This is a genomic window from Rahnella perminowiae (assembly GCF_019049755.1).
Classification (GTDB): Bacteria; Pseudomonadota; Gammaproteobacteria; order Enterobacterales; family Enterobacteriaceae; genus Rahnella; species Rahnella perminowiae.
This window is the reverse complement of sequence record NZ_JAFMOS010000613.1, coordinates 1-23,222: the sequence shown is the minus strand read 5'-3', so window position 1 is coordinate 23,222 and position 23,222 is coordinate 1. Positions and strand designations below refer to the sequence as shown.

21 protein-coding genes are annotated in these 23,222 nt (G+C 53.5%); 8 read left to right on the top strand and 13 right to left on the bottom strand.

The features are described 5' to 3' along the window. Positions 1-11: 11 nt before the first annotated feature. Positions 12-1,004, bottom strand: a complete 993-nt coding sequence (gene pldB / locus J1785_RS20230; protein WP_129955195.1) for a lysophospholipase L2 — start codon at positions 1,002-1,004, stop codon at positions 12-14. A gap of 121 nt (positions 1,005-1,125) precedes the next feature. Between pldB and rhtB the strand changes: the two genes are divergently transcribed. Beyond that, the gene (gene rhtB, locus J1785_RS20225) at positions 1,126-1,746 is read left to right on the top strand and encodes a homoserine/homoserine lactone efflux protein (protein WP_015699115.1); all 621 of its coding nucleotides are present in this window, start codon (positions 1,126-1,128) and stop codon (positions 1,744-1,746) included. A gap of 63 nt (positions 1,747-1,809) precedes the next feature. Here the strand turns inward: rhtB and rhtC are convergent, their stop codons facing one another. The 3 genes from rhtC to pldA form a co-directional block, all read right to left on the bottom strand. Beyond that, positions 1,810-2,427, bottom strand: a complete 618-nt coding sequence (rhtC, locus tag J1785_RS20220; protein ID WP_129955196.1) for a threonine export protein RhtC — start codon at positions 2,425-2,427, stop codon at positions 1,810-1,812. Positions 2,428-2,464: 37 nt separating this feature from the next. Continuing rightward, complete coding sequence (gene recQ / locus J1785_RS20215) at positions 2,465-4,297, bottom strand: ATP-dependent DNA helicase RecQ (protein WP_129955197.1); 1,833 nt, start codon at positions 4,295-4,297, stop codon at positions 2,465-2,467. Positions 4,298-4,425: 128 nt separating this feature from the next. Then, complete coding sequence (gene pldA / locus J1785_RS20210) at positions 4,426-5,304, bottom strand: phospholipase A (protein ID WP_129955198.1); 879 nt, start codon at positions 5,302-5,304, stop codon at positions 4,426-4,428. A gap of 253 nt (positions 5,305-5,557) precedes the next feature. On the opposite strand from pldA, the gene J1785_RS20205 reads away from it, so the two are divergent. Together J1785_RS20205 and rarD are read left to right on the top strand one after the other, a co-directional pair. After that, positions 5,558-6,040: a thioesterase family protein gene (locus J1785_RS20205; RefSeq protein ID WP_129955199.1), complete on the top strand. Its 483-nt coding sequence runs from the start codon at positions 5,558-5,560 to the stop codon at positions 6,038-6,040. Positions 6,041-6,086: 46 nt separating this feature from the next. Next, positions 6,087-7,001, top strand: a complete 915-nt coding sequence (rarD, locus tag J1785_RS20200) for an EamA family transporter RarD (RefSeq protein WP_129955200.1) — start codon at positions 6,087-6,089, stop codon at positions 6,999-7,001. Here rarD and J1785_RS20195 read toward each other — a convergent pair. Together J1785_RS20195 and corA are read right to left on the bottom strand one after the other, a co-directional pair. Next, entirely contained in the window at positions 6,966-8,033 is a 1,068-nt protein-coding gene (locus J1785_RS20195; RefSeq protein ID WP_418952328.1) for an AbrB family transcriptional regulator, read from the bottom strand. The genes rarD and J1785_RS20195 overlap by 36 nt on opposite strands. Positions 8,034-8,039: 6 nt before the next feature. Continuing rightward, entirely contained in the window at positions 8,040-8,990 is a 951-nt protein-coding gene (gene corA / locus J1785_RS20190; RefSeq protein ID WP_015699122.1) for a magnesium/cobalt transporter CorA, read from the bottom strand. A gap of 429 nt (positions 8,991-9,419) precedes the next feature. Between corA and J1785_RS20185 the strand changes: the two genes are divergently transcribed. Further along, entirely contained in the window at positions 9,420-9,896 is a 477-nt protein-coding gene (locus tag J1785_RS20185; protein WP_129955201.1) for a WbuC family cupin fold metalloprotein, read from the top strand. A gap of 122 nt (positions 9,897-10,018) precedes the next feature. Here J1785_RS20185 and uvrD read toward each other — a convergent pair whose 3' ends face one another. The 7 genes from uvrD to J1785_RS20150 all read right to left on the bottom strand — a co-directional run bounded on the left by uvrD (position 10,019) and on the right by J1785_RS20150 (position 18,446). Then, a complete protein-coding gene (gene uvrD / locus J1785_RS20180) occupies positions 10,019-12,184 on the bottom strand; it encodes a DNA helicase II (protein ID WP_129955202.1) in 2,166 nt (721 codons plus the stop codon). Between the two features lie 97 nt (positions 12,185-12,281). Further along, a complete protein-coding gene (yigB, locus tag J1785_RS20175; protein ID WP_217220392.1) occupies positions 12,282-12,998 on the bottom strand; it encodes a 5-amino-6-(5-phospho-D-ribitylamino)uracil phosphatase YigB in 717 nt (238 codons plus the stop codon). Beyond that, on the bottom strand, positions 12,998-13,909 hold the full coding sequence (xerC, locus tag J1785_RS20170) for a tyrosine recombinase XerC (RefSeq protein WP_217220390.1): 912 nt from the start codon (positions 13,907-13,909) through the stop codon (positions 12,998-13,000). The genes yigB and xerC overlap by 1 nt, the downstream gene beginning before the upstream one ends. Then, positions 13,906-14,610 (bottom strand): DUF484 domain-containing protein, encoded by a 705-nt coding sequence (locus tag J1785_RS20165; RefSeq protein ID WP_129955205.1) that lies wholly within the window; start codon positions 14,608-14,610, stop codon positions 13,906-13,908. The genes xerC and J1785_RS20165 overlap by 4 nt, the downstream gene beginning before the upstream one ends. Continuing rightward, positions 14,607-15,431, bottom strand: coding sequence for a diaminopimelate epimerase (gene dapF / locus J1785_RS20160; RefSeq protein WP_129955206.1), 825 nt, complete (start codon positions 15,429-15,431; stop codon positions 14,607-14,609). Before dapF ends, J1785_RS20165 begins: the two co-directional genes overlap by 4 nt. A 94-nt stretch (positions 15,432-15,525) precedes the next feature. Continuing rightward, entirely contained in the window at positions 15,526-15,729 is a 204-nt protein-coding gene (gene lptM / locus J1785_RS20155; protein ID WP_217220382.1) for an LPS translocon maturation chaperone LptM, read from the bottom strand. Between the two features lie 158 nt (positions 15,730-15,887). Further along, positions 15,888-18,446, bottom strand: a complete 2,559-nt coding sequence (locus J1785_RS20150; RefSeq protein WP_129955207.1) for a class I adenylate cyclase — start codon at positions 18,444-18,446, stop codon at positions 15,888-15,890. 330 nt (positions 18,447-18,776) lie between these two features. On the opposite strand from J1785_RS20150, the gene hemC reads away from it, so the two are divergent. The 4 genes from hemC to hemY are packed head-to-tail and all read left to right on the top strand — an operon-like array spanning position 18,777 to position 22,829. Then, complete coding sequence (gene hemC / locus J1785_RS20145; protein ID WP_129955208.1) at positions 18,777-19,718, top strand: hydroxymethylbilane synthase; 942 nt, start codon at positions 18,777-18,779, stop codon at positions 19,716-19,718. After that, on the top strand, positions 19,715-20,464 hold the full coding sequence (gene hemD / locus J1785_RS20140) for a uroporphyrinogen-III synthase (RefSeq protein WP_129955209.1): 750 nt from the start codon (positions 19,715-19,717) through the stop codon (positions 20,462-20,464). Before hemC ends, hemD begins: the two co-directional genes overlap by 4 nt. A gap of 13 nt (positions 20,465-20,477) precedes the next feature. Next, a complete protein-coding gene (gene hemX, locus J1785_RS20135) occupies positions 20,478-21,629 on the top strand; it encodes a uroporphyrinogen-III C-methyltransferase (RefSeq protein ID WP_217220378.1) in 1,152 nt (383 codons plus the stop codon). Between the two features lie 3 nt (positions 21,630-21,632). After that, complete coding sequence (gene hemY / locus J1785_RS20130; RefSeq protein WP_129955211.1) at positions 21,633-22,829, top strand: protoheme IX biogenesis protein HemY; 1,197 nt, start codon at positions 21,633-21,635, stop codon at positions 22,827-22,829. The last annotated feature ends 393 nt before the right edge of the window (positions 22,830-23,222 follow it).

The following is a 23,222-nucleotide window of genomic DNA, read 5'->3' as shown; positions in this document are numbered from 1 at the left end:
CGAACCGCGGATTAATGCTGTCGCGCAAAAAAGCGCATGATAGCGTCCAGCGCCTGTGCCCTCAGGTCGTCCCGTTCAAACAGGATCTCATGGCGCGCGCCTTCGATGACCAGCGGTTTTTCCCCTTCACAGGGGTGCCCCGCAACAGCCATGGCCTGACAAAAAGCAAGATGGGACCGGTTATCCACGACACGGTCTTCGCTCGCCTGCAATAACAAAACAGGAGTGGTGATTTTTTCGGCTTCTTTCAGGATATGCATCCCCGCCTCAATCCCTTCACGCACCCAGTGATAGGTTGGCCCGCCGACCTGCAACTCAGGGTAATCGGCATAAAAACGCAGATTACGGCGATAACGTTCGCGGCTGTGGGTCAGACGGTTGACCACAAAGGGTAACGGTCGCCAGTGGCCGGTACCGAGCGCATAACCGTCACGGCGCAGCGGGCGATTCTCCGCCCAGTTGAGGATCCGGCGTGAAATCCAGCCCGGCATCGGCAAATAAATGCCCGTCATCGGCGCGAGTAGTGCCGCTGCATCAAACCTGCCCGGATTTTTCGCCAGAAACAGCGCCAGAATTGCCCCTCCCATGGAGTGTGCCAGCGCGAACTTTTTCGCGTACTGACGTGGGGCAATCTCCAGTTGATAAAAGCTTTCGAAATCCCCGACATAATCGTCAAAGTGATTAACGTGCCCGCAGTGTGGATCATCGAGCATACGCCCGGAACGCCCCTGACCACGATGATCAACAATCATGACATCATAACCACAATGGAATAAATCGTAGGCCACTTCAGGATATTTTACGTAGCTTTCTATACGCCCGGGTGACACCACGATGACTTTATCATGCTCCGGGGAACAGAACCGGACGTAGCGGATCGGAACGTCGTCAATGCCGCAAAACTCGGCTTCTTCGCGTGTACGCCAGAAATCCAGCAAAGGTCCGGTCGCAAAGGCGGAAAACTCCTTCTCTCGGGTTAACCACTTGGCAAAATTCACAGGCATTCATTGATCCAAAGTCGTCAGGCAGGAAGGAGGAAAGTGTTATTTGTGAGTTATAGCGCAATTATAAACAATGGCGTATTGTGCCATAAAACAACCTAAAACGTATTCAGGGAGTCTCGCAATGACACTGGACTGGTGGTTAACCTACCTGCTCACCACTTCTATTTTAAGTTTATCCCCCGGTTCCGGTGCCATTAACACGATGAGTACAGGCATCAGCCACGGCTATCGCGGGGCGGTGGCGTCAATCGCCGGGTTACAACTCGGTTTATCCATCCACATCGTGCTGGTCGGTATCGGGCTGGGTGCTCTGATTTCCTCATCGCTGATGGCCTTTGAAATTCTCAAATGGCTGGGTGCAGCGTACTTAATCTGGCTGGGTATTTGCCAGTGGCGCTCTGCCGGGGCGATTGATCTGAACGCGCTCGCCAGCAGTATGCCGCGCCGTCGTTTATTCAAACGCGCTATTCTGGTGAACCTGACCAATCCTAAAAGCATTGTGTTTCTGGCCGCGTTGTTCCCGCAGTTTATCATTGCGCACCAACCTCAGGCTGCACAATACGTGGTACTGGGCGTGACCACGGTCGTTGTCGACATCATTGTGATGATCGGTTACGCCACGCTGGCCACCCGCATCGCCGGTTGGGTGAAAGCCCCGAAACAAATGCAGTTGCTGAACCGTATTTTCGGCTCATTGTTTATGCTGGTGGGTGTGTTGCTGGCGAGTGCCAGAAAGGTTTAACACCGCAGAATGCAAAAAGGGTCCGGCATCAACCGGACCCTTTTTATGTGCAAAATGCGTTAATTAACGATTCATGATAAGCGCAACACCAAAACCTGCAAATACCACGCCCGCCACGCCATCAATCCATTTCGCTAAACGCTGGTATCCGCGACGCATTTTCGGCAGGGCAAAAACCAGCGCCACGAGCGAAAACCAAGCCAGGGTTTCCACTACGATCAGCAGAAATATGCCCAGACGCTCGCCACCGCTGACACTGTCGCCAACGAACATGGAGAATACGCTGCCGAAGTAAATCACGGCTTTAGGGTTCGAAAGATTGGTCAGTAACCCGCGCATAAAAGTACGACCACGGGCAGGCAATGCCACCGGTGTTTCATCGCCATTCTGCTTTTTAGCCCGTGCTGATTTCAGCAACTGCCAGCCCATCCAGCACAGATACAATCCGCCGCCGACGGTAATAATCTGATGCAGCCAGGCCATTTTTTGCAGAATCAGATGCAACCCCATCAGCGCAACGGCTGCCCACACCAGTACCCCCAGTGTAATACCAATCACGCCCATCATGGCTTCTTTACGCGACCGGCTGGCAGCCGTTTGTGAGACAAAGAAGAAGTCCGGCCCCGGACTCATCAGCGCGATCAGATGAACCATCGCAACCGTCAGAAATAGCATCAGCATGATTAACTCTCTGTGTTATGTGTAGGAAACAGAATTCTTATTCGTCGCCGTTATCGATGTGATCACGGATCATCGCCATAAAGGGCCGGCCGAATTTCTCCAGCTTACGCTGACCGACACCGGTGATGTCCAGCAAATCGCTGGCGCTGACCGGCAGATGTTCAGCCATTTCCAGCAACGTGGTGTCGTTAAATACCACGTACGGCGGTACATTGTTGTCATCTGCCAGTGACTTACGCAGTTTGCGTAATTTGGCAAACAGCTTGCGATCGTAATTTCCGCCATAGGTTTTCTGGCTGGCATTGCTTTTAATTTTGAGCGTTTGAATACGCGGCACCGCCAGTTGCAACGGGATTTCACCACGCAAAACCGGACGCGCCGATTCCGTCAGTTGTAAGGCCGAGTGCATGGCGATATTTTGCGTAATCAGTCCAAGATGAATGAGCTGGCGCACCACGCTGGTCCAGTGCTCGGTGCTGTGTTCTTTGCCGATGCCGTACACGCTCAGTTTTTCGTGGCCGTATTCACGGATACGCTGGTTGTTCGAACCGCGCAGCACTTCGACGACATAACCTAAGCCAAAACGTTGCCCGACGCGCGCAACGACTGACAGCGCCTTTTGCGCATCCAGCAAACCGTCGTAGCGTTTTGGCGGGTCAAGACATACATCGCAGTTACCGCAGGCATTCTGTTTACCTTCGCCAAAATAGTTAAGCAGTACCAGACGGCGGCAGGTTTGAGCTTCGGCAAAGGCGTTCATGGCATTCAGCTTATGACGTTCAACGTCCTGTTGCGCACCCGCCGGTTTCTCTTCCAGACAGCGCCGCAACCACGCCATATCGGCCGGATCGTAAAGCAGCACCGCTTCGGCAGGCAGGCCGTCACGTCCTGCTCGCCCCGTTTCCTGATAATAAGACTCGATGGTGCGCGGAATATCGAAGTGCACGACAAAACGCACGTTAGGTTTGTTGATGCCCATCCCGAAGGCCACGGTGGCGACCACAATTTGCAGGTCGTCACGCTGGAAACCTTCCTGGACACGGGCACGGGTGTCGTTATCCAGCCCTGCGTGATACGCCCCCACGCTCAGCCCGCGGCTTTGCAGACGGGCGGCGGTGTCTTCGACTTTGGCCCGGCTGTTACAGTAAATAATGCCGCTTTTTCCGCGCTGGTCCTGCACGAAACGGATCAGCTGATCGAGCGGTTTAAATTTTTCTACCAGTGTGTAACGGATATTCGGGCGATCGAAACTGCTAACCTGAATCAGCGGATCGTTCAGCTCCAGCAGGCGGACGATATCATTACGGGTCGCTTCGTCGGCGGTTGCCGTCAGGGCAATCACCGGCAATTGCGGATAACGCAGTTTCAGCTGTCCGAGTGCGCGGTATTCCGGGCGGAAATCATGGCCCCATTGGGAAATACAGTGCGCTTCATCCACGGCAAGCATCGCCGGGTTCCACTGTTGCAGCTGTTCGAGGAAATCGCCCATCATCAGGCGTTCCGGCGCGATATACAGCATTTTGATACGCCCCGCACGGCAACCGGCCATGACGTCAAGTTGCTGCTCACGGGTTTGCGTTGAGTTCAGGCAGCCGGCTTCAACGCCTGCAGCCATCAGTTGGTCGACCTGATCTTTCATCAGCGAGATGAGCGGCGAAACGACCAGCGTCAGACCGTCCATCACCAGAGCGGGAATTTGATAGCACAGCGATTTACCGCCGCCTGTTGGCATCACGACCAGGCAATCCCGGCCAGAAATGGCGGTATTGATGATGGTTTGCTGGCCTGGTCTGAATTGCTGATAGCCGAAGGTATCGCGTAATACCTGATGAGCCAGCTCTTCTTTGTTTATCACTGCCGCCGTAGACACTCAATTCCCCAACTGTTCAAACCACCCGGCTAAACCCTAAAGCCGCCGGGGCTGTACTGCACCGACATAATAAACCCTAAATAATTCGGGATGCAGCCAACGCAACTGCAACCGGAAGTATGGCGGAATTACATGATGTCGTTAAGCATAATACCCACACCGATACGGGTCTGCTTATGGTTATAGTCAATCAATGACTCGCCGTAACCACTGAATACCTGAGTATAGAAACGAACCTGTTTAGTAATAGGATAGCTCCAGCCGGTAGTCGCACCGCCGTAGCCGGTATTCCAGTTGTAACGGCTTTCCACGCTGAATACGCTGTCACCCCAGGCATAACCGACTTTCAGACGGTAATACCCCATGTATTTGGTGATGTCGGGATTGTCATCATTTTTGTCGCTTTCCGGAATGCGATACCAGGGTTTGAGATCAACCTGCCAGTTGCCATTCTGCGCCATAAAACGGGCATACACGCGGTTCCAGCTGCGGGAGGTCGGATCTGAGCGGCCGTTAGACTGATGGCTGACACCATATTCCGCTTCGCGCAGTGTCCAGCCGAGAAAATCGTAATCCGTCGCCCAGGCCAGGAAAAACTGTGGCTCGTAGTTAGTCTCACGGAAAGGTGAAGATTGCCCGCTGTTGGAAAGCTGCCAGAACGATTTTTGCGTGTAAGACGCGCCGAGAACTGAGTTATCCCCCGCAATTCCTCGCCATAACGGGAACGCCAGGCTGAGCTGGAACGCCACTTCATCATGACGTGCTTTATCTGCCCAGTCGTAAGACTGAATGGCTTTTTTGTTAATATTGCTGGTATCAGTATAAATCAGGTAGTTCGGCTCGTAAGGATATAACGTGAACGGGTTGTCGTGCTCCTGCAACATATTCGCAATAATACTTCCGCGTACAGCAGGTTTATCATGCACTTCCTGCACTGTGGCCTCTGCGGCGTGTCCCAGCATTGGCATCGCCAGCATGGCGGCTCCGACAGCCCAATTTTTACGCATTATTCCTTACCCTCACCCTAAAGTTATCGACTCATTATGTTTGAAAATATGCCTTCTGCCCCGCCAATCCTGCGCTGACTAAATCCGCAAATCTCAAAGCAGGGCATTTTACACACAAATACATTTCTACATGAGTATTGAATACATTTATCCTTCGCAGTATAGAAATCCTTCTTACCCGCACCTAAAATCAACACTTCGTTAACTTTTTCAGCGAACATGCTGTCCACACGTTTTCGTCAGGAATTCATTCATGTCTGCTTCATCCCTCAGTCACGAGGCTGCCCTGCAACTGATCGGCAATATTTTTGTTTACGATATGCCGTTTAACCGCGAACTGGGTCTCGAGCTGAAACGTCTCGACTGTGATTATGCTGAACTCAAATTCACCAATCAGCCCAAGCTGGTGGGTAACGCAGCGCAAAAAATCTTACATGGCGGCGTGATTGCTGCCGTGCTGGATGTCGCAGCTGGCCTGGTCTGCGTAACCAGTTCGCTGATCCGCCGTGATAAACCTGATCACCCGTTGCTGGAAGCCGAAATGCGCCAGCGTTTATCCAAAATGGGCACTATCGATTTACGCGTTGATTACCTGCGTCCGGGCCGTGGCGACTATTTTATTGCCTCGGCCAGCCTTATCCGCGCCGGAAACAAAGTCTCCGTGGCACGCGTCGATTTGCACAGCGACACGGGAATTCATATCGCGACCACCACGGCGACATATATGGTGGGCTGAGATCAGGTAAACTTCGCTCCTTTCCCTACTTTTTTCAGGTATCCACATGGACGCACATCGTACCCGGCAAGGTGTTATTTTTGCCTTTATCGCCTATCTGATCTGGGGGATCGCACCGGCGTATTTCAAACTCATCAAACAGGTTCCGGCGGATGAAATTCTCACTCACCGTGTGATCTGGTCATTCTTCTTCATGTTAGTACTGCTGTCTGTCAGCCGCAGCTGGGGAGACGTCCGCCAGGTATTCGCGCAACCTAAGAAAGTCGGTATGTTACTGATCACTGCCCTGCTTGTCGGTGGGAACTGGCTGATTTTCATCTGGGCGATTAATCATAATCACATTCTGGAAGCGAGCCTTGGCTACTTTATCAATCCGCTGGTGAATGTGGTGCTCGGCATGCTGTTTTTGCGCGAAAGATTCCGGAATTTGCAATGGTTTGCCGTGGCGCTGGCATTTGCCGGGGTGATGGTCCAGGTGTGGATATTTGGCTCCGTGCCGGTCATCGCAATCGGGCTGTCCCTGACGTTCGCGTTCTACGGCCTGCTGCGTAAAAAAATCGGCGTGGATTCACAAACCGGGATGCTGATTGAAACTCTCTGGCTGCTGCCGGTGGCCGGGATTTATCTGTTCTTTATCGCCCACAGCCCGACCAGCAATCTGGCGGCGAATCCGTGGTCTCTGGATCTGCTGCTGATGGCGGCCGGGATTATTACCACCATTCCGTTGCTGTTCTTTACCGCCGCGGCGGCCCGTCTGAAACTGTCTACGCTGGGGTTTTTCCAGTATCTCGGGCCCACGCTGATGTTCCTGCTGGCCGTGGTGTTTTACGGTGAAACCGTCAACACTTCGCAACTTATCACCTTCGGCTTTATCTGGGCAGGCCTGCTGTGCTTTATCAGCGACGCGCTCTATACGCAGGGCCGTTTACGACGAGGAAGAAGCGGACACCGCGCTGCGTGAGATAAAGCGCGCCATCGCGGGACCGGTTATCAGAATGGTGATCAGACGCAATGTCTGCATTGCCATCACAAACCCTAAATCTGCATGGCTGCCTGCCGCAATAATCGCCACCGTGTCCAGCCCGCCCGGGCTGGTCGCCAGGTAGGCCGTCAGCATATCCACCCCCAGCAGTTTGGTCAGCGCCCATGCCATGCCGCCGCAAATCAGCATCAGGCCGATAACCGAGGCAATCATTTGCGGCAGAGTACGCAGTGCCAGTTTGAAAATAGGTCGCGTGAACCGCAGCCCGACACTCCAGCCAATCAGCGTATAAGCTATCGCCAGCAACCATTCAGGCACTTCTAACGAGACGGTTCCGGTGGAATGCAAAACCGCGCCGGCAATGGCCGGAAGTAACAGGGCGCCGGAAGGAATACGCAACCGTGGTCCCAGCCAGACACCGGCCAGTGCCAGAAATACTGTCACAAAGAAACGCCAGCTCAGCGGCGGAAACCAGACTACCGCCGCCGCCAGCGATGCACTGTCGCCCATTGCCATGCGGGCAACAAATGCGGCGGCGGTGGCGACAAACAGCACGCGCAGATATTGCATGAACGCGACCAGACGCACATCTGCACCGAAATCACCGGCCATGGCGACCATGGCACTGGCGCCGCCAGGTGATGAGCCCCAAGCGCCGGTCGGGCCAGGCAACTGACTAAAACGCACCAACAGCCAGCCCGAAAGACCGCTGGCGAGCAACGTGGCCACCAGTACCATCAGCACCAGCGGCCAGTCGTTGAGTAACGGTGGCAGAATCGAAGGCGACAGGCTTTGCGCAATCATGCAGCCCAAAACGCCCTGCGATATTTTGAAAAACAGCGGATGAATACGCACGCTGGCCCCCGTCAGCCCCATGACGACGCCGACAATCATCGGCCCGAGCAGGAGGGCGGCAGGAACGTGGAAGGTTTGAAAAATAATGCCCAGCATCAGCGAGGAAGCCACGAGGATGACCCACTGGCCCGCCGGAGCCACCCTTTCCATCAACATGGTCGGTTACAACCAGTTTTTACGTTTGAAATACAGATAAGGCGCCAGTCCGGCGAGGATCATCAGCGCAATCGCCCCCGGATAACCGAATGACCATTTCAGTTCCGGCATGAATTCGAAGTTCATCCCGTAACTTGAAGCCACCAGCGTTGGCGGCAGGAAGACCACTGAAACCACCGAGAAGATCTTGATGATACGGTTCTGTTCGATGTTGATAAAGCCCATCGCCGCCTGCATCAGGAAGTTCACCTTCTGGAACAGGGACTCGTTGTGTGGCAGCAGGGATTCGATATCGCGTAACACTTCACGCGCCTGCTCCAGTTGCCCTGCCGGTAAGCGGGCTTTACGTACCAGAAAGTTCAGCGCGCGCTGAGTATCCATCAGACACAAACGCACTTTCCAGCCGATATCTTCCAGCTCGGCCAGTGTGGAAAGCGCAGCGTCATATTCATCGCCCTGATGCCCTTCCATGATCACACGGCTGAGTTTTTCCAGATCGCTGTAGATATTTTCGATTTCATCTGCCAGCTGTTCGATTTTAGTTTCGAACAAATCCAGCAACAGTTCATAGGCGTTACCATCAACCAGCGTCTGATTGCGGGCACGCATACGGTAGAGACGAAATGCCGGTAATTCGCGTTCACGCAGGGTATACAGACGCCCTTCACGCACGGTAAATGCGACGGTACTGTTACCGGCATGATCTTCGGCATCTTCATAATAAAAGAAGGAGTGAATGTGCAGGCCGTCTTCGTCTTCAAAGAAACGTGCAGAAGCTTCGATGTCGTCCAGTTCAGGACGCGTCGCCAGGCTTTGTCCTAATTCACTTTGAACGCGCTCACGTTCCAGATCATCGGGTTCGACCAAATCCACCCACAATGAGGTTTTGAGATCGTCTGACTCGTCCAGCTCTAAACGGGATAAGCGGCTGTTTTCTAATTTAAAAGCACTCAGCATGTGCCCGTTCTCCCAAAAATGACAGAAAGTGGACAACGCGTTGAAGCACAGAAAATCACGGGATGAAAAGTGTCACCGGCGTAATTCAGACCAAATTCAGATCTGACTCACAGCGACAGAACGGGGGTCGCTGACAACCACTAAGGCCATCAGCAAAGAGGAGGGCCTTAGAAGTGGTACCTGACAAACAGGTTATTGAGCCAGTATCTACTGGGTGTGTCCAAGGCGAAGTTCCTCATTGATAATAGTGCGCGCATGTTACGCCGGGAGTAAAAAGACTGTCAACCGCGAACAAATCTATTCTGGCAACATTTATGCATAAATTTCAGGCGGTGTGGATAACCTTTGCTGACTTATGCCGGCGGTTTTTTTTGCTACACTCAGGCACCGGATTTCCCCGTTTCCCTAGCTTCTCAGGCAGAGACTGAAATGATTAAACAAATAAACCAGGACACGCTGTGTGATCTGATCACCAAAGCCACCCGCTCGCCGCGTCAGCGTCAGAATCTGAATATTCATCCTGCGCCTGAAGATGACGTGCAGCGTCTGGCCATCGCGATGGAGCCCGGTACTTATGTGCGCATTCACCGCCATCCGCACACCTGGGAAATGCTGACGGCGCTGCGTGGCCGCTTTCTGGTACTGATTTACGATAACAGCGGCAAAGTCACTGACCGCCTGTGGCTCGGTGCCGAAACCCTTCTGCTGGAAATCCCGGCCAATACCTGGCACAGCGTGCTATCCCTCGACGAAGGTGGCGTGATTTTTGAAGTGAAACACGGCGCGTATCAGCCGGTGCAGGAACAGGATTATCTTCCGGGCACCCCGCCGGAGGGCGACGAAGGCGTAAAAGAAACGCTGGAATGGTATGCGAAAGCCGAAGTGGGTGAAACTTTTAGCCTCTGATACTCTGTCGGGCAAGCGTCAGCGGCGCAGCGAGGTTGAGTCCGGCCAGCGCGGAGACACCGGAATGGACACGTAGTCCATGAGGATGTCGAGCACTGCCCGGACTCAAGATCGCAAGTAAGCTAGCTTGCGGCTTCGAGGCGGGCGTAGGCGGCGACCAGCCACTTAATCCCTTCGCCCGGAAACGCCACTTGTAACCGACTGTGTTCGCCACTGCCTTCCATATTGACGATGGTACCTTCGCCGAATTTAGGGTGCATAACGCGCTGGCCGAGTTTAAAGCCGGTATCGCTGACGCTGGTAGGCGTGCCGACGCTGCGGTTGCTCATCGGGCGTGATACGTTGGCGCGCATCCTGACTTCTTCGACACAGTCTTCCGGCAATTCGCCGACAAAACGTGACGGACGGTGAGACACTTCCTTACCGTATAAACGGCGGGTTTCCGCGTAGGTCAGGGTCAGTTTTTGCATGGCGCGGGTGACGCCGACGTAGGCCAGACGGCGTTCTTCTTCCAGACGCCCGCCTTCTTCCAGCGACATCTGGCTCGGGAACATGCCTTCTTCCATCCCGACGATAAACACCTGCGGGAACTCCAGTCCTTTCGCCGAGTGCAGCGTCATCAGCTGCGTGGCGTCCTGATTGGCGTCCGCCTGCCCTTCACCCGCTTCGAGGGCTGCATGGGACAGAAACGCCTGCAACGGCATCAGATCTTCATCTTCATCCTGATAGCTGAACTGGCGCGTCGCTGTCACCAGTTCCTCTAAGTTTTCGATGCGCGCCTGACCTTTCTCGCCTTTTTCCTGCTCATACATGATGAACAGGCCGGAATCTTTGATCACCCGGTCAGTCTGCACATGCAGCGGCATATCTGACGTTTCATGCGCCAGAGCGTCAACCAGCTCAGTAAAGCGTTGCAGTGAAGACGCCGCACGGCCTGCCAGCACTTTTTCCTGCAACAGCGCACGTGTGGCCTGCCACATAGTCAACTGACGATCACGCGCCGTCTGGCGCACCACATCCAGCGTACGGTCGCCGATGCCGCGCGTTGGCGTATTCACCACGCGTTCAAAAGCGGCATCGTCATTACGGTTCGACATCAGGCGCAGATACGCCAGCGCATCTTTGATTTCCTGACGGTCAAAGAACCGCTGCCCGCCGTAGATGCGGTAAGGCATCGCCATTTGCAATAACGCTTCTTCGAGTACACGTGACTGGGCATTACTGCGATAAAGAATGGCGCAATCTTTCAGTGCACCGCCGTTGTCCTGCCAGGTTTTGATGCGGTTAACCACAAAGCGCGCTTCATCCAGTTCGTTGAATGCGCAATACAGCGAAATCGGTTCGCCTTCGCCGTCTTCAGTCCACAGGTTTTTCCCCATACGACCATTATTGTTTTCAATCAGCGAGTTGGCGGCTTTAAGAATGGTACTGCTCGAACGGTAGTTCTGTTCCAGACGGATGGTTTGCGCATTCGGGAAATCTTTCAGGAAACGCTGGATGTTTTCAACCTGCGCACCACGCCAGCCGTAGATCGACTGATCATCATCACCCACGATCATCACATTATTGTTATCGCCGGCCAGCAGGCGGATCCAGGCGTACTGAATGCTGTTGGTGTCCTGAAATTCGTCCACCATCAGGTTGGTAAAACGTTCGCGGTAATGCTGCAGGATATGCGGCTTGTTCAGCCAGAGCTCGTGGGCGCGCAGCAACAGCTCAGCGAAATCGACCAACCCGGCACGGTCACAGGCTTCCTGATAGGCCTGATAAATACGCAGCCAGGTCGCTTCAACCGGGTTGTTGTAAGTTTCGACATGCTGCGGACGCAGACCTTCGTCTTTTTTGCCGTTGATGTACCACATCGCCTGACGCGGCGGCCATTGTTTCTCGTCGATGTTCAGCGCTTTGATCAGGCGCTTGATCAGACGTATCTGGTCGTCACTGTCGAGGATCTGGAAATCCTGCGGCAGGTTGGCATCCAAATGGTGTGCACGCAGTAAACGGTGTGCAAGACCATGGAAGGTACCGATCCACATGCCCCCCTGACTGGTGCCAATCAGCTGGTCGATACGGTGGCGCATTTCTGCCGCCGCTTTGTTGGTGAAAGTGACCGCCATAATAGAATACGGTGAGCACTTTTCTACCGCCAGCAACCATGCAATGCGGTGCACCAGCACGCGGGTTTTGCCACTGCCTGCCCCGGCCAGTACCAACAGATTGCAGCGCGGCGCGGCCACGGCTTCACGTTGTTTTTCATTCAGGCTGTCGAGCAGGTCAGAAACGTCCATAGGCACCGTTTGTCAGGATGAGAAAAGCACTCACACGAATATTATCGCTGCGAATGCATTTCTACTGTGAATTTATACAGAGTAATTTAAGGAGGGATTATAGCAATGCTGTCAGCGATGCCAACTGCGAAATCTCAATATGCGGTAACAGACGGGCATCTTTAATGTGCATCAGGTCGCCTTCGCGCAAATTAATCCAGCATGATTGCATACCGCAACGCACAGACCCTGCGACGTCTGTCGTCAGATCATCGCCGACGTGAAGGATGTTTTCCAGCGGAATATCCAGCTTCATCGACGTTTTTTTATACATGTCGGCGTACGGTTTTGCGCGGCCATGATCACCCGCCCGCAGCGTAAACTGGAAATATTGTGACAAACCAAATGCCGTCGGGTCGGCGTTGCCGTTGGTGATAGCCACCAGCGGCCAGCGTTCAGCCAGCGCCGCCAGTGCATCGTGGTTTTCCTGCGGAACATAAATCCGGCTGCGCCACTTCGCGAACGTTTCCATGGTGGCTTTGGTGCCCTGTTCAGCTTCACTGTGACTCAGACCTGCACGGGTCATCGCCAGTAACACAGCCTGACGACGCCATTCGGTGACATCGTGATAAATTTCTGCGTCCTGCGCCAGTAACTCTGCGCGCATCAGACGGACAGCATCCGGTGCTATATCGGCCAGTGCCGGGTGGAAACCCTGCATGAATTTCAGTGTTTCGGCATCAGTGCGGCGGATAACGTCGTAATTATCATACAGCGTGTCATCTAAATCGAAGGTGATCGCTTCAATGCGTTTCAGCGGACGATAAAACTTCATCAGGATTTTCCTCGTTTTGCCCGGGGATGCGCGGCGTCGTAAACCGTCGCCAGATGTTGAAAGTCGAGGTGGGTATAGATTTGGGTGGTAGACAGATTCGCGTGCCCCAACAGTTCCTGTACCGCGCGTAAATCGCCGCTGGATTCCAGCACATGCGTGGCAAACGAATGACGCAGTTTATGCGGATGAATATGGCTGTTAACACCCTGTTTAACGCCCCATTCGGCAAAACGCTTCTGAACATTACGCGCAGAAATACGGCAGCCTTTGCTCGATAAAAACATCGCATCATCCTGCGGATTAAATTCTGCGCGGCGTTTCAACCAGTGTTCAAGCCAGGTGACGGCAGTCCGCCCGATCGGCACTTTGCGCTCTTTGCTCCCTTTACCCAACACCCGCACTTCACCGGAGGCCATATCGATATGCTTGCAATCGATGCCCACCAGTTCCGAAAGACGCAGCCCGCCACCATACATCACTTCGAGCATCGCGCGGTCACGCACGGAAAGCGGATCATTGAGATCGATTTCCAGCAATTTATTCACTTCATCGACATCAAGATTTTTGGGCAGATGCTTGGGAGAACGCGGCGTGGAAATGCCTTTGGCAGGATTGGCGCTTAATACGCCCTGACGCACCAGCCAGTCAAGAAAGCTGCGCAGCGAAGACATACGCAGTGCCAGACTGGACGGCCCTAAACCGGCACGTTTACTGCGCGCCAGTAACAACCGCACTTTCGACGCATCGAGTTGCTGCCAGTGAGAAATACCTGTCTCGCCGGAGAGGGCGATCAGAGCTTCTAACTGGCGGCTGTAATTGGTGGTCGTAAGCGGGCTGAGTTGACGTTCAACGTGCAGGTAACGCAGAAACGCCTCGACCGCAGGATAAAGAGGCGATTCGGTGTGATTCATACCCGTTCTATCCAGCGTTCCAGCAGGCCAGGTAACATTTTAGCCAGCTGATCAAGTAAGACCGTGCCCATGCCGGGCTGATAATGCTGAGGATCACGACTGCTGAAAATCAGCACGCCCAGTTCCCCCTGCTCACCCATCAGCGAGAGCGCGACAGAACCCACGGCTTTCGCCTGCGGCAATAACAGCAACAGTTCCGGGCCGTTCAGGCTGCCGAGATAATGCGGGGCTTCACCCAGACGCTGAATGCGCATGGATTCAAACGCGCTGCGGCTTACCGCAAGATGGGTGAAATCAGACGGCGCGCCGATGCGCCAGCCTTCGCTGAACAAGCGTACATTGGCACCTGCCAGTCCCAGACTGCGCGCCCAACGCTGCAGACGGTTAAGCATATCCTGCAGACTGCTGGCCGCCGCCAGCGTGGCCTGGAGTTCGATCATCCGCCCGAACAATGATTCATTGACCGAAGCCTGTTCCATCAGCAACGTAATTTCTTCTTCAAGCTGCGCAATCTGATGACGCTGACGCCCGAGTTGCCATTCAACCAGCGAAATACTGCCTTTCACCGGATGCGGTACATGCATCTGCTCGACGCTGCGCGCATTACGAATAAAGAAATCCGGGTTTTGCAGCAGATATTGCATCACGCTGTCGTCGTCGAGCGCTATCACCGGTTCAATCTGGTCATCAAGATTGTTCATAGATGAATAAATCCGTCGTAAACATGAGTGGCGGGTCCGGTCATATATAACGGGTGACCCGGCCCTTTCCAGCGAATATCGAGGCTGCCTCCCGGCAGTTCCACCTGAACTTCTTCTGCGAGTAAACCTTGCTGAATACCGACCGCCACAGCGGCACAGGCACCGCTTCCGCACGCCTGTGTTTCACCGGCTCCCCGCTCGTACACGCGCAATTTTACGCTTTCCGGACTGAGGATCTGCATGAAACCGACATTTACGCGCTCGGGGAAACGCTCATGGCTTTCCAGCATCGGTCCGAGAACCTCGACTTCAGCTGTCAGCACGTCATCAACCTGTAACACGCAGTGCGGGTTTCCCATCGACACCACGCCGCAAAATACTGTGCGCTCTTCTGCACGCAGAATATAGGTTTTTTCCGCTTTCGCTGCACGGAATGGGACCTGCTGCGGCTCGAAAACCGGCTCGCCCATGTTGACCTGCACTTCTTCATCTTCCGTGACGGTCAGTACCATACGGCCGGTCTGCGTACTGACGCGGATATCGCGTTTGTTTGTCAGACCTTTGATGCGCACAAAGCGGGCAAAACAGCGCGCACCATTGCCACACTGCGCGACTTCGCTGCCATCTGCGTTAAAGATGCGGTAATGGAAATCTAATTCGGGATCGTAAGGAGGTTCCACCACCAGTAACTGGTCAAAACCTACGCCACGGTGGCGGTCTGACAAACGACGGATCAACTCAGGAGAAAAATAGACATTTTGAGTGACGGCATCAACGACCATAAAGTCGTTACCCAGGCCGTGCATTTTGGAGAACTGCATAACTGACTCCGTTTACCGCTGGTCAAATCCAGTCGCGATGATCCGTTAAGGAGAGGTTCCGGCAGTATTGCGCGAAACCCCGACAATCTGCCGGTTAATCTCTGGAATTCGTCGTGAGGTTTTCGGGTGATACCCCTTTTTCCTGCGATGAACCATCGTTCGCCGTGCCCGGAACATTGCTGGTTTTTTGCGTGGCTGATTTTTCCTGTGGTGGGAAATACAACGGCCCTTTAAGTCCGCAACCGGAGAGAGAAAAGAGAATTGTCGCGGCCAGAGACCAGCGTAAAGCGTTTTTCATTTTATGAATGCCCGTAATTCATGCGACCAAGCTCTCTATAATCGCAGGTGGATCATGAAAAGCAACAGGAATCGACAAAACCCCCGGGCACATTTTCAGGGTTTAAAGCGAAGTACAGCCGGATAATCTGCCACATGTCCGTGATACGGACACCTTTTCTAATGCAACTGAAATTGCTGCTTCAGACGCGAAGGTTCTGCGTCGGTTTCAGGCAATGTGGCGCAGGCGGCAGAGAGGGCGTTGCTGCGAAAAGGGATCACCTGGATCCGATTATCAAGTGACACAATCTGATAAAACTGCGGCAGGTTGAAGTTAATAAAGCTTGAGCCGTAGGTAAACCGGTCATGGGAAGACGAGTAGAACCGGCTGACATCGCGCACCAGATCCTCTTTGCTGCCTTCGCAATGGTGATAAACCTCAACACGGTTGGATTCATCAAGAATATAGATATTAAAGCCGATGTCGTCCGAACTGTCTTCAAAGAAGAACTGAATAATCCCTTCACTGGCATAGCCGTCAATCACTGCCGGCAGATGCGCCTGATCGGTCTGTAATTTCACCGACAAGCCGTGCAGTTTGTTATTGGAAATCGCGCCATAGAATTCAATCGCATTCTCCAGCTTTTGCACTGAAACGCTGAGGCGTTCAAAGAACAATCCCCAGGTTTGCCCGGCAACACGCACAGCTTTGAAACGCCCGGGTTCAAGTCGTTTGCTCGACAGGCGAAGCTCAATGCATTCCGATACCAGTTGCTGAATCCGCGTACGGATAAGACCGCGTAAATGCTGGCTGTAACAGAACACCTCCACCGATTCCGGCGGTGCGGCATCCTGATGCATTTTGCCCAGAATCGTTTTCAGCGCTTCCAGAACCGCCTGTTCCCCGCTGAAATGCAGCGTACGCACTTCATTCCATGAGTTGCGATAAAGCAGGTCAATACTGCCAACCATACATTGCTGATTCTGCCCGAAACTGAAGACATCCAGTTTACGGAAATCAAAATGCACCACCTGATTGCGAAACGCTGCGGTCGGATCGTGTTCCAGATTCACGATAATCGCTAAGTGGCGAATTTCGCACGGACTGTACAACGCTTTAGGCGTCGGTGCCGCCAGACGCAACGGGAAGCTGTGTGAAACATCCGCCACCAGTTCGCGCAGTTTAGCGATATCACACAAGCTGCCACTTTTAATGTGCAGGCGCGTGGTGGAGGTCAGCAGACCATTGAAATAGGCCCACGCCACCAGTTTATTCAGATAGCGGTTATATTCGAGCGGCTGATGGCTGACAATAGATTCCATCGACGGTGACTGATTATACAGATACCAGCCGGTGCGGTTCGCACGGCCAATCGGCACATGAATAAAGGTTAAATCACCTTCTGACAAGTCAGGCGAAATTTGCGGATTCACCAGCGTGACTTTACCCGGCAGCGCTTCAAATGCGGCGTACAATTTACGGGTCAGCACGCCGATATCCTGCGGGCTGGCACTGACGCTTAAATTGTTGCGACGGGCAAAGCGGATCAGGTTGCGATAGCTTTGCATCATGGCATCAAGCAGTTCGTTATGCGCTTCGCGCACGCGCTCGATTTTCCAGTTCGCCCGGTTATCCAGAATGGCCAGACGTTCTTCATCCCATCCCCATTCCGTTACCAGCTGGCTGAGTATTTCACGACGCCAGCCTACCGACGCCCGCGCACGGGAGAGTTTTTCACAGACTTTTAAATAGAAACAACGGCGGACTAAATCAAGGCGGGTGAAATCTTCAATCTGGGTGAGATAACGGGTCACGCGGTCGAGCATCATACAATAGGAATCAAGCCCGAAGCAGACGATCTCGCCCTGATGCAGGCGTTGTTTAATATCCATCGCCAGCAGCTGCGTTTTAGGGTATTCCCAGGAATAGGTTTCCAGCAGCAACGTTTTGAGTACCGCTTTATAAGGAGAATCGATACTTTTATACAATTGCCAAAGGCTCGCGCCGAAATACTCTTCTGCCGACAGCGTACTGAGGCCACCGAGATCGAGCCATTCGTTTGGCGTCAGTACGCCCTGTGCATAAAGCGAAAGCACGTATTCGTCGTAATGCGCTTCTTCTTCGCCCGGCACCATATTCCACAGAATACGCTTACCGGCCAGACGGACGGCGGTACGGTAGAATTCGTCGAGCAATAAGATGTGCTGTGTTGAACCGCAGTCCTCACCCCCCAGGCTGCCGCTTTCATTATGGCGGAAGCGGTTTTCGTCGATCAGGAAAAAGCTGACTTCCACACCCAGCGAGGCGGCCCATTTTTCTAACAGGCTGCATTTTTGCTGTAGGCGGTTGCGCTCTTCATTATCGAGCCATGACTGATGGCAGACCCAGATATCGAGATCAGAACTTTGGCTCTGACCGATGGAAGAAGTACTGCCCATGGAATACACACCCGTGATTGGCAATTCACCTTTCACCAGAGGTTCAAACGCGCTGCCCCATTTATCTTCAAGGTCAGTCAGGTAGGTTTGTTGGGATTCATCAGGCGTGAAAATACAGATACCATGCGGAACCTTACCTTCAAGGTATCCTGGCATCAGAGGATGATGTTGATGTAGAAAGACAGGAAGCAGCTGATAGACCTGTTGAAACGCAGGACCCATGGCTGCCAGTGCGCGATCCACCCGTAACTGATTGATCGCATCCAGTCTTTGCTTCAATGTCTCGATGTAGAGGTACAAGACGTTTCGCCTGATTATACAGTGTCTGGAAAGAACCCCGTTCCAAATCCGTCATTTATCGTGATGCTTATACTTTGCCCGATCGCAGCCGTGCAAATAGTTGACGAATAATTGCTGGAAACGTGATCAATTTAACACCTTGCTGTTTGACCGTAAAGAAAGTAACGCACCACAATTACGCTTCCGCTTCTCTGTATTTTATCGCCTGTTCCGAAACGGAACAAATCTCTTCAACGTCCGTTAACCTTCTTTTACGAATGGCTTCTTACGCTGACAGCTTTCTATTGTCAGTGGTAGGATGGTCACAGAGACAGTTAAACGGTAACAAACATGTTAGACAAAATCATTCGAATTGCCACCCGTCAGAGCCCGCTGGCTTTGTGGCAGGCACAATATGTTCAAAGCCAGCTGATGGCCTGTCACCCCGGTTTGCAGGTGGAACTGGTTCCCATGGTGACCAAGGGCGATATCATTTTAGATACCCCGCTGGCTAAGGTCGGCGGCAAAGGTTTGTTCGTCAAAGAACTTGAACTGGCGATGCTTGATGGCCGTGCGGATATCGCCGTGCATTCCATGAAAGACGTCCCGGTAGAATTCCCCGAGGGCCTGGGACTGGTCACTATTTGTGAACGCGAAGATCCGCGCGATGCTTTCGTCTCTAATCACTACGCCAGTCTGACCGATTTACCGCAAGGCAGTATCGTCGGCACATCAAGCCTGCGGCGTCAGTGCCAGCTGCGTCAGAAACGTCCGGATCTGGTGATCCGTGATCTGCGCGGCAATGTAGGCACCCGCTTATCCAAACTCGATAACGGTGAATATGATGCCATTATTCTGGCTGTCGCGGGCCTGAAACGCCTGGGTCTGGAAAACCGCATCACTTACGCACTGACACCGGAAGAATGCCTGCCCGCCGTAGGACAAGGTGCCGTCGGCATTGAATGCCGCCTTGACGATCAAACCACCCGCGACTTGCTGGCCCCCCTGGCGCACCACGAAACGACAGTACGTGTACAGGCTGAACGGGCAATGAATATGCGTCTTGAAGGCGGATGTCAGGTTCCCATCGGCAGCTATGCCGAGCTGAAAGGTGACGAACTCTGGCTTCGTGCTTTGGTCGGCGCACCGGACGGCAGCCAGATGGTGTGCGGCGAACGTCGCGGTCCGGCCGCTCAAGCACACAGCATGGGTATCGACCTGGCAGAAGAATTGCTCGCCAACGGCGCGCGCGAAATTCTGCATGAGGTGTATCAGGGGAACGCGCCTAAATGACCATTCTGGTCACCCGCCCCTCTCCGGCAGGAGAAGCACTGGTCAGCCGGCTGCGCGCAATGGGACGGGTTGCCTTCCATTCCCCGCTGATTGATTTTGCACCGGGGAACCAGCTCGCATCGCTCCCGAACCTGCTATCCTCATTAAATCAGCAAGATCTGGTGTTTGTGCTCTCGCAACATGCCGTCAGTTACGCTGACCGTATCTTGCGTCAGTCCGCCACGAACTGGCCGGACACCGTGAATTATTTTGCTATTGGCCGTACTACGGGCCTGATTTTCCATCGGGTCAGCAGCCTGCCGGTTCTCTATCCCCAGGATGGCGAAACCAGCGAGATGTTATTGAATCTTCCGGCATTGCAACGCATACAAGGTAAAAAAGCACTGATACTGCGCGGTAATGGCGGACGGGAATTGTTAGCTGAAACGCTGACTGAACGCGGTGTCCACGTGACTTACTGCGAATGTTATCAGCGCAGCCCGGTTTTCTACGATGGCAGTGAACAGAGTGCGCTCTGGCAACGTGCCGGAATTGATACGCTGGTTGTGACCAGCGGAGAAATGCTGCAACAGCTTTACCAATTAGTTCCTGATTACTACCGACATTCATGGTTACTGCACTGTAATCTGGTGGTGGTCAGTGAGCGTTTGGCAGCCCTCGCACGCCAGCTTGGCTGGAGCGCAATTCGGGTTGCCGGAAATGCAGACAATGATGCGCTGATCCGCGCATTACAACTACCTGACTAAGGGATGTGCCAAAATGACGGAACAAAAAAATCCTTCCGCGCCGGATGAGAATGTTGTTATCTCCCCAGCGGTTGAGAGCCCCCAGCCAGACGCTTCCGACCGGGAACAGGAATTGAAAACGTTGCGCAAAAAGCAACGTACAGCGCCGGTACTGGGCGCTATCGCCATTGTACTGGTTATAGTACTGGGTGCCGGTCTCTATTATCACGGCCACCAGCAATCACTGGCGCAGGCCGCCTCAGACGAAGCGCTTTCTGAACAACTCGATGCGCTGCAAAAAACCCAGCAGCAGGACAAACAGCAAATTGCTGATCTGCTCGCTCAGCAGCAAAAGACCCGGCAAGAGGCCGACCGCCAGCAGGCTTCGTTTGGTCGCCAGTTGAATGAATTACAAGATAAGGTTGCCAGCATTTCCGGCAGCGATGCTAAGACCTGGTTACTGGCGCAGGCCGATTATCTGGTGAAACTCGCTGGGCGCAAATTGTGGAGTGATCAGGATGTCACCACCGCCGCCGCACTGCTGAAAAGCGCCGATGCCAGCCTGGCGGACATGAACGATCCAAGCCTGATTGAGGTGCGCCGCGCGCTGAATGAAGACGTGGGTAGCCTTTCTACCGTTGCACAGGTCGATTTTGATGGCATCATTCTCAAACTGAATCAGCTGTCGAATCAGGTAGATAACCTGCGTCTGGCGGACAATGATACTGACGACTCTCCGATGGACAACGACAGTTCCAGTTTGTCCGGCTCACTGACCGAATGGCGTCAGAATCTGACCAAAAGCTGGCACAACTTTATGGATGACTTCATCACGATTCGCCGCCGTGATAGCAGTGCTGAACCGCTTCTGGCACCGAATCAGGACGTGTATTTGCGCGAAAACATCCGCTCGCGTCTGCTGATTGCCGCGCAGGCCGTGCCGCGCCATCAGGACGAAGTGTACAAACAGTCACTGGAAAGCGTCTCGACCTGGGTTCGCGCTTACTTCGATACTTCAGATCCTTCGACCAAAGCGTTCCTGGAAGAACTGGACAATCTCAGCCAGCAATCTGTTTCGATGGACGTGCCGGATGAGCTGAAAAGCCAGCCGATGCTGGAAAAACTGATGCAGACCCGCGTGCGTAACCTGCTTCAGCAGCCCGCCGCCGCCACACAGGGGGAATAACACATGTTACGAGTTTTCGTGTTATTCCTGATTGTGTTTGCCGGGATTATCGTCGGCCCGATCCTGGCCGGCCATCAGGGTTATGTCCTGATCCAGACCGACAATTACAACATCGAAACCAGCGTCACCGGTTTGGTCATCATGTTGATCGTACTGATTCTGGTGCTGTTCCTGATTGAATGGATCCTGCGCCGCGTTCTGCGTACCGGTGCACGTACCCGTGGCTGGTTTGCCGGGCGCAAAAGCTCTAAAGCGCGCAAGCAAACTCAGGCAGCGATGCTCAAACTGGCGGAAGGCGATCACCGTCAGATGGAGAAATTGCTGGCCCGTCATGCCGATCACGCCGAACAACCGGTAGTGAACTATTTACTGGCGGCGGAAGCGGCGCAACAGCGCGGCGACGATATCCGCACCAATCAATATCTGGAGCGTGCAGCGGAAATCGCCGATACCGACCAGATGCCGGTCGATATCACCCGCGTGCGTATCCAGCTGGCCAGAGGCGAAGTTCACGCAGCACGCCACGGCGTTGACCGTTTGCTGGGCCAGTCGCCACGCCATCCGGAAGTGTTACGCCTGGCAGAGCAGGCTTATCTTCTGACTGGCGCTTATGGTTCTCTGCTGGAGATTTTACCGTCGATGGCGAAAGCCGATATTCATACTGACGATGAAATCCGTATGCTTCAGGAGCAGGCTTATGTCGGCATGATGAATCAGCTGATGGCTGAAGAAGGCAGCGAAGGCCTGAAGCGCTGGTGGAAAGATCAGAGCCGTAAAACCCGTCATGAAGTGGCCTTACAGGTCGCGATGGCGACGCATCTGATTGAATGCAATGATCAGGATCTGGCGCAGGAAGTGATCCTCGACGGGCTGAAACGCCAGTATGACGACCGGCTGGTCGCGCTGATGCCGAAGCTGCGTTCGGGTAATCCTGAGCAACTCGAAAAAACCCTGCGTCAGCTCATTAAGCAAAACGGCACCACACCGCTACTGAGCAGCACGCTCGGTCAGTTGCTGATGAAGCATGGCGAATGGCAGCAGGCGAGTGAGGCCTTCCGTGAGGCACTGAAACAACGCCCTGACGCGTATGATTATGCGTGGCTGGCTGATGCGCTGGATAAGCTGCATAAACCGGCAGAAGCCGCTGAGATGCGTCGTGAAGGATTGATGCTGACGCTGAATAATTCACAACAACCGTAACGGGTCACTCAGAATAAAAAAGGCTCCTTCGGGAGCCTTTTTTATGTCATCAATCCTTATACCCTAAATGATTTGAGTTGCAGAAAGGCGGCAAACGCAGGGATACCGATGAGCTGACATAAGTCAGTGATACGGATGACGAAGAGCGACCAGCGTATCTGCAGCTCAAAGGATGACGGGTATGGGCAAAAAAAAACACCTGCCGTTTATGCAGGTGTATAAAAACAATCAGGTCCAGGACAACAGATGTAGTGCCTCACTCAACGTTTTGCCTTCTGGATGATAGCGCTTGCGCGTTATCGGTCAGGATGACAATAGGCACTGTAAATTGGCTCTGCATCATTCCCAGGTTTATGAAGCCGGAGCAAACATAATGGGTGGAATGAGCATCTA

Coding starts and splice junctions, on each gene's coding strand:
- dapF (WP_129955206.1), bottom strand. CDS start 15,431: ATGCAGTTCTCCAAAATGCACGGCCTGGGTAACGACTTTATGGTCGTT.
- rhtC (WP_129955196.1), bottom strand. CDS start 2,427: ATGCTGATGCTATTTCTGACGGTTGCGATGGTTCATCTGATCGCGCTG.
- corA (WP_015699122.1), bottom strand. CDS start 8,990: ATGCTGAGTGCTTTTAAATTAGAAAACAGCCGCTTATCCCGTTTAGAG.
- J1785_RS20205 (WP_129955199.1), top strand. CDS start 5,558: ATGTCTGCTTCATCCCTCAGTCACGAGGCTGCCCTGCAACTGATCGGC.
- pldA (WP_129955198.1), bottom strand. CDS start 5,304: ATGCGTAAAAATTGGGCTGTCGGAGCCGCCATGCTGGCGATGCCAATG.
- xerC (WP_217220390.1), bottom strand. CDS start 13,909: ATGAATCACACCGAATCGCCTCTTTATCCTGCGGTCGAGGCGTTTCTG.
- lptM (WP_217220382.1), bottom strand. CDS start 15,729: ATGAAAAACGCTTTACGCTGGTCTCTGGCCGCGACAATTCTCTTTTCT.
- rarD (WP_129955200.1), top strand. CDS start 6,087: ATGGACGCACATCGTACCCGGCAAGGTGTTATTTTTGCCTTTATCGCC.
- J1785_RS20165 (WP_129955205.1), bottom strand. CDS start 14,610: ATGAACAATCTTGATGACCAGATTGAACCGGTGATAGCGCTCGACGAC.
- hemX (WP_217220378.1), top strand. CDS start 20,478: ATGACGGAACAAAAAAATCCTTCCGCGCCGGATGAGAATGTTGTTATC.
- uvrD (WP_129955202.1), bottom strand. CDS start 12,184: ATGGACGTTTCTGACCTGCTCGACAGCCTGAATGAAAAACAACGTGAA.
- rhtB (WP_015699115.1), top strand. CDS start 1,126: ATGACACTGGACTGGTGGTTAACCTACCTGCTCACCACTTCTATTTTA.
- hemD (WP_129955209.1), top strand. CDS start 19,715: ATGACCATTCTGGTCACCCGCCCCTCTCCGGCAGGAGAAGCACTGGTC.
- J1785_RS20195 (WP_418952328.1), bottom strand. CDS start 8,033: ATGTTGATGGAAAGGGTGGCTCCGGCGGGCCAGTGGGTCATCCTCGTG.
- J1785_RS20185 (WP_129955201.1), top strand. CDS start 9,420: ATGATTAAACAAATAAACCAGGACACGCTGTGTGATCTGATCACCAAA.
- yigB (WP_217220392.1), bottom strand. CDS start 12,998: ATGAAGTTTTATCGTCCGCTGAAACGCATTGAAGCGATCACCTTCGAT.
- hemC (WP_129955208.1), top strand. CDS start 18,777: ATGTTAGACAAAATCATTCGAATTGCCACCCGTCAGAGCCCGCTGGCT.
- pldB (WP_129955195.1), bottom strand. CDS start 1,004: ATGCCTGTGAATTTTGCCAAGTGGTTAACCCGAGAGAAGGAGTTTTCC.
- hemY (WP_129955211.1), top strand. CDS start 21,633: ATGTTACGAGTTTTCGTGTTATTCCTGATTGTGTTTGCCGGGATTATC.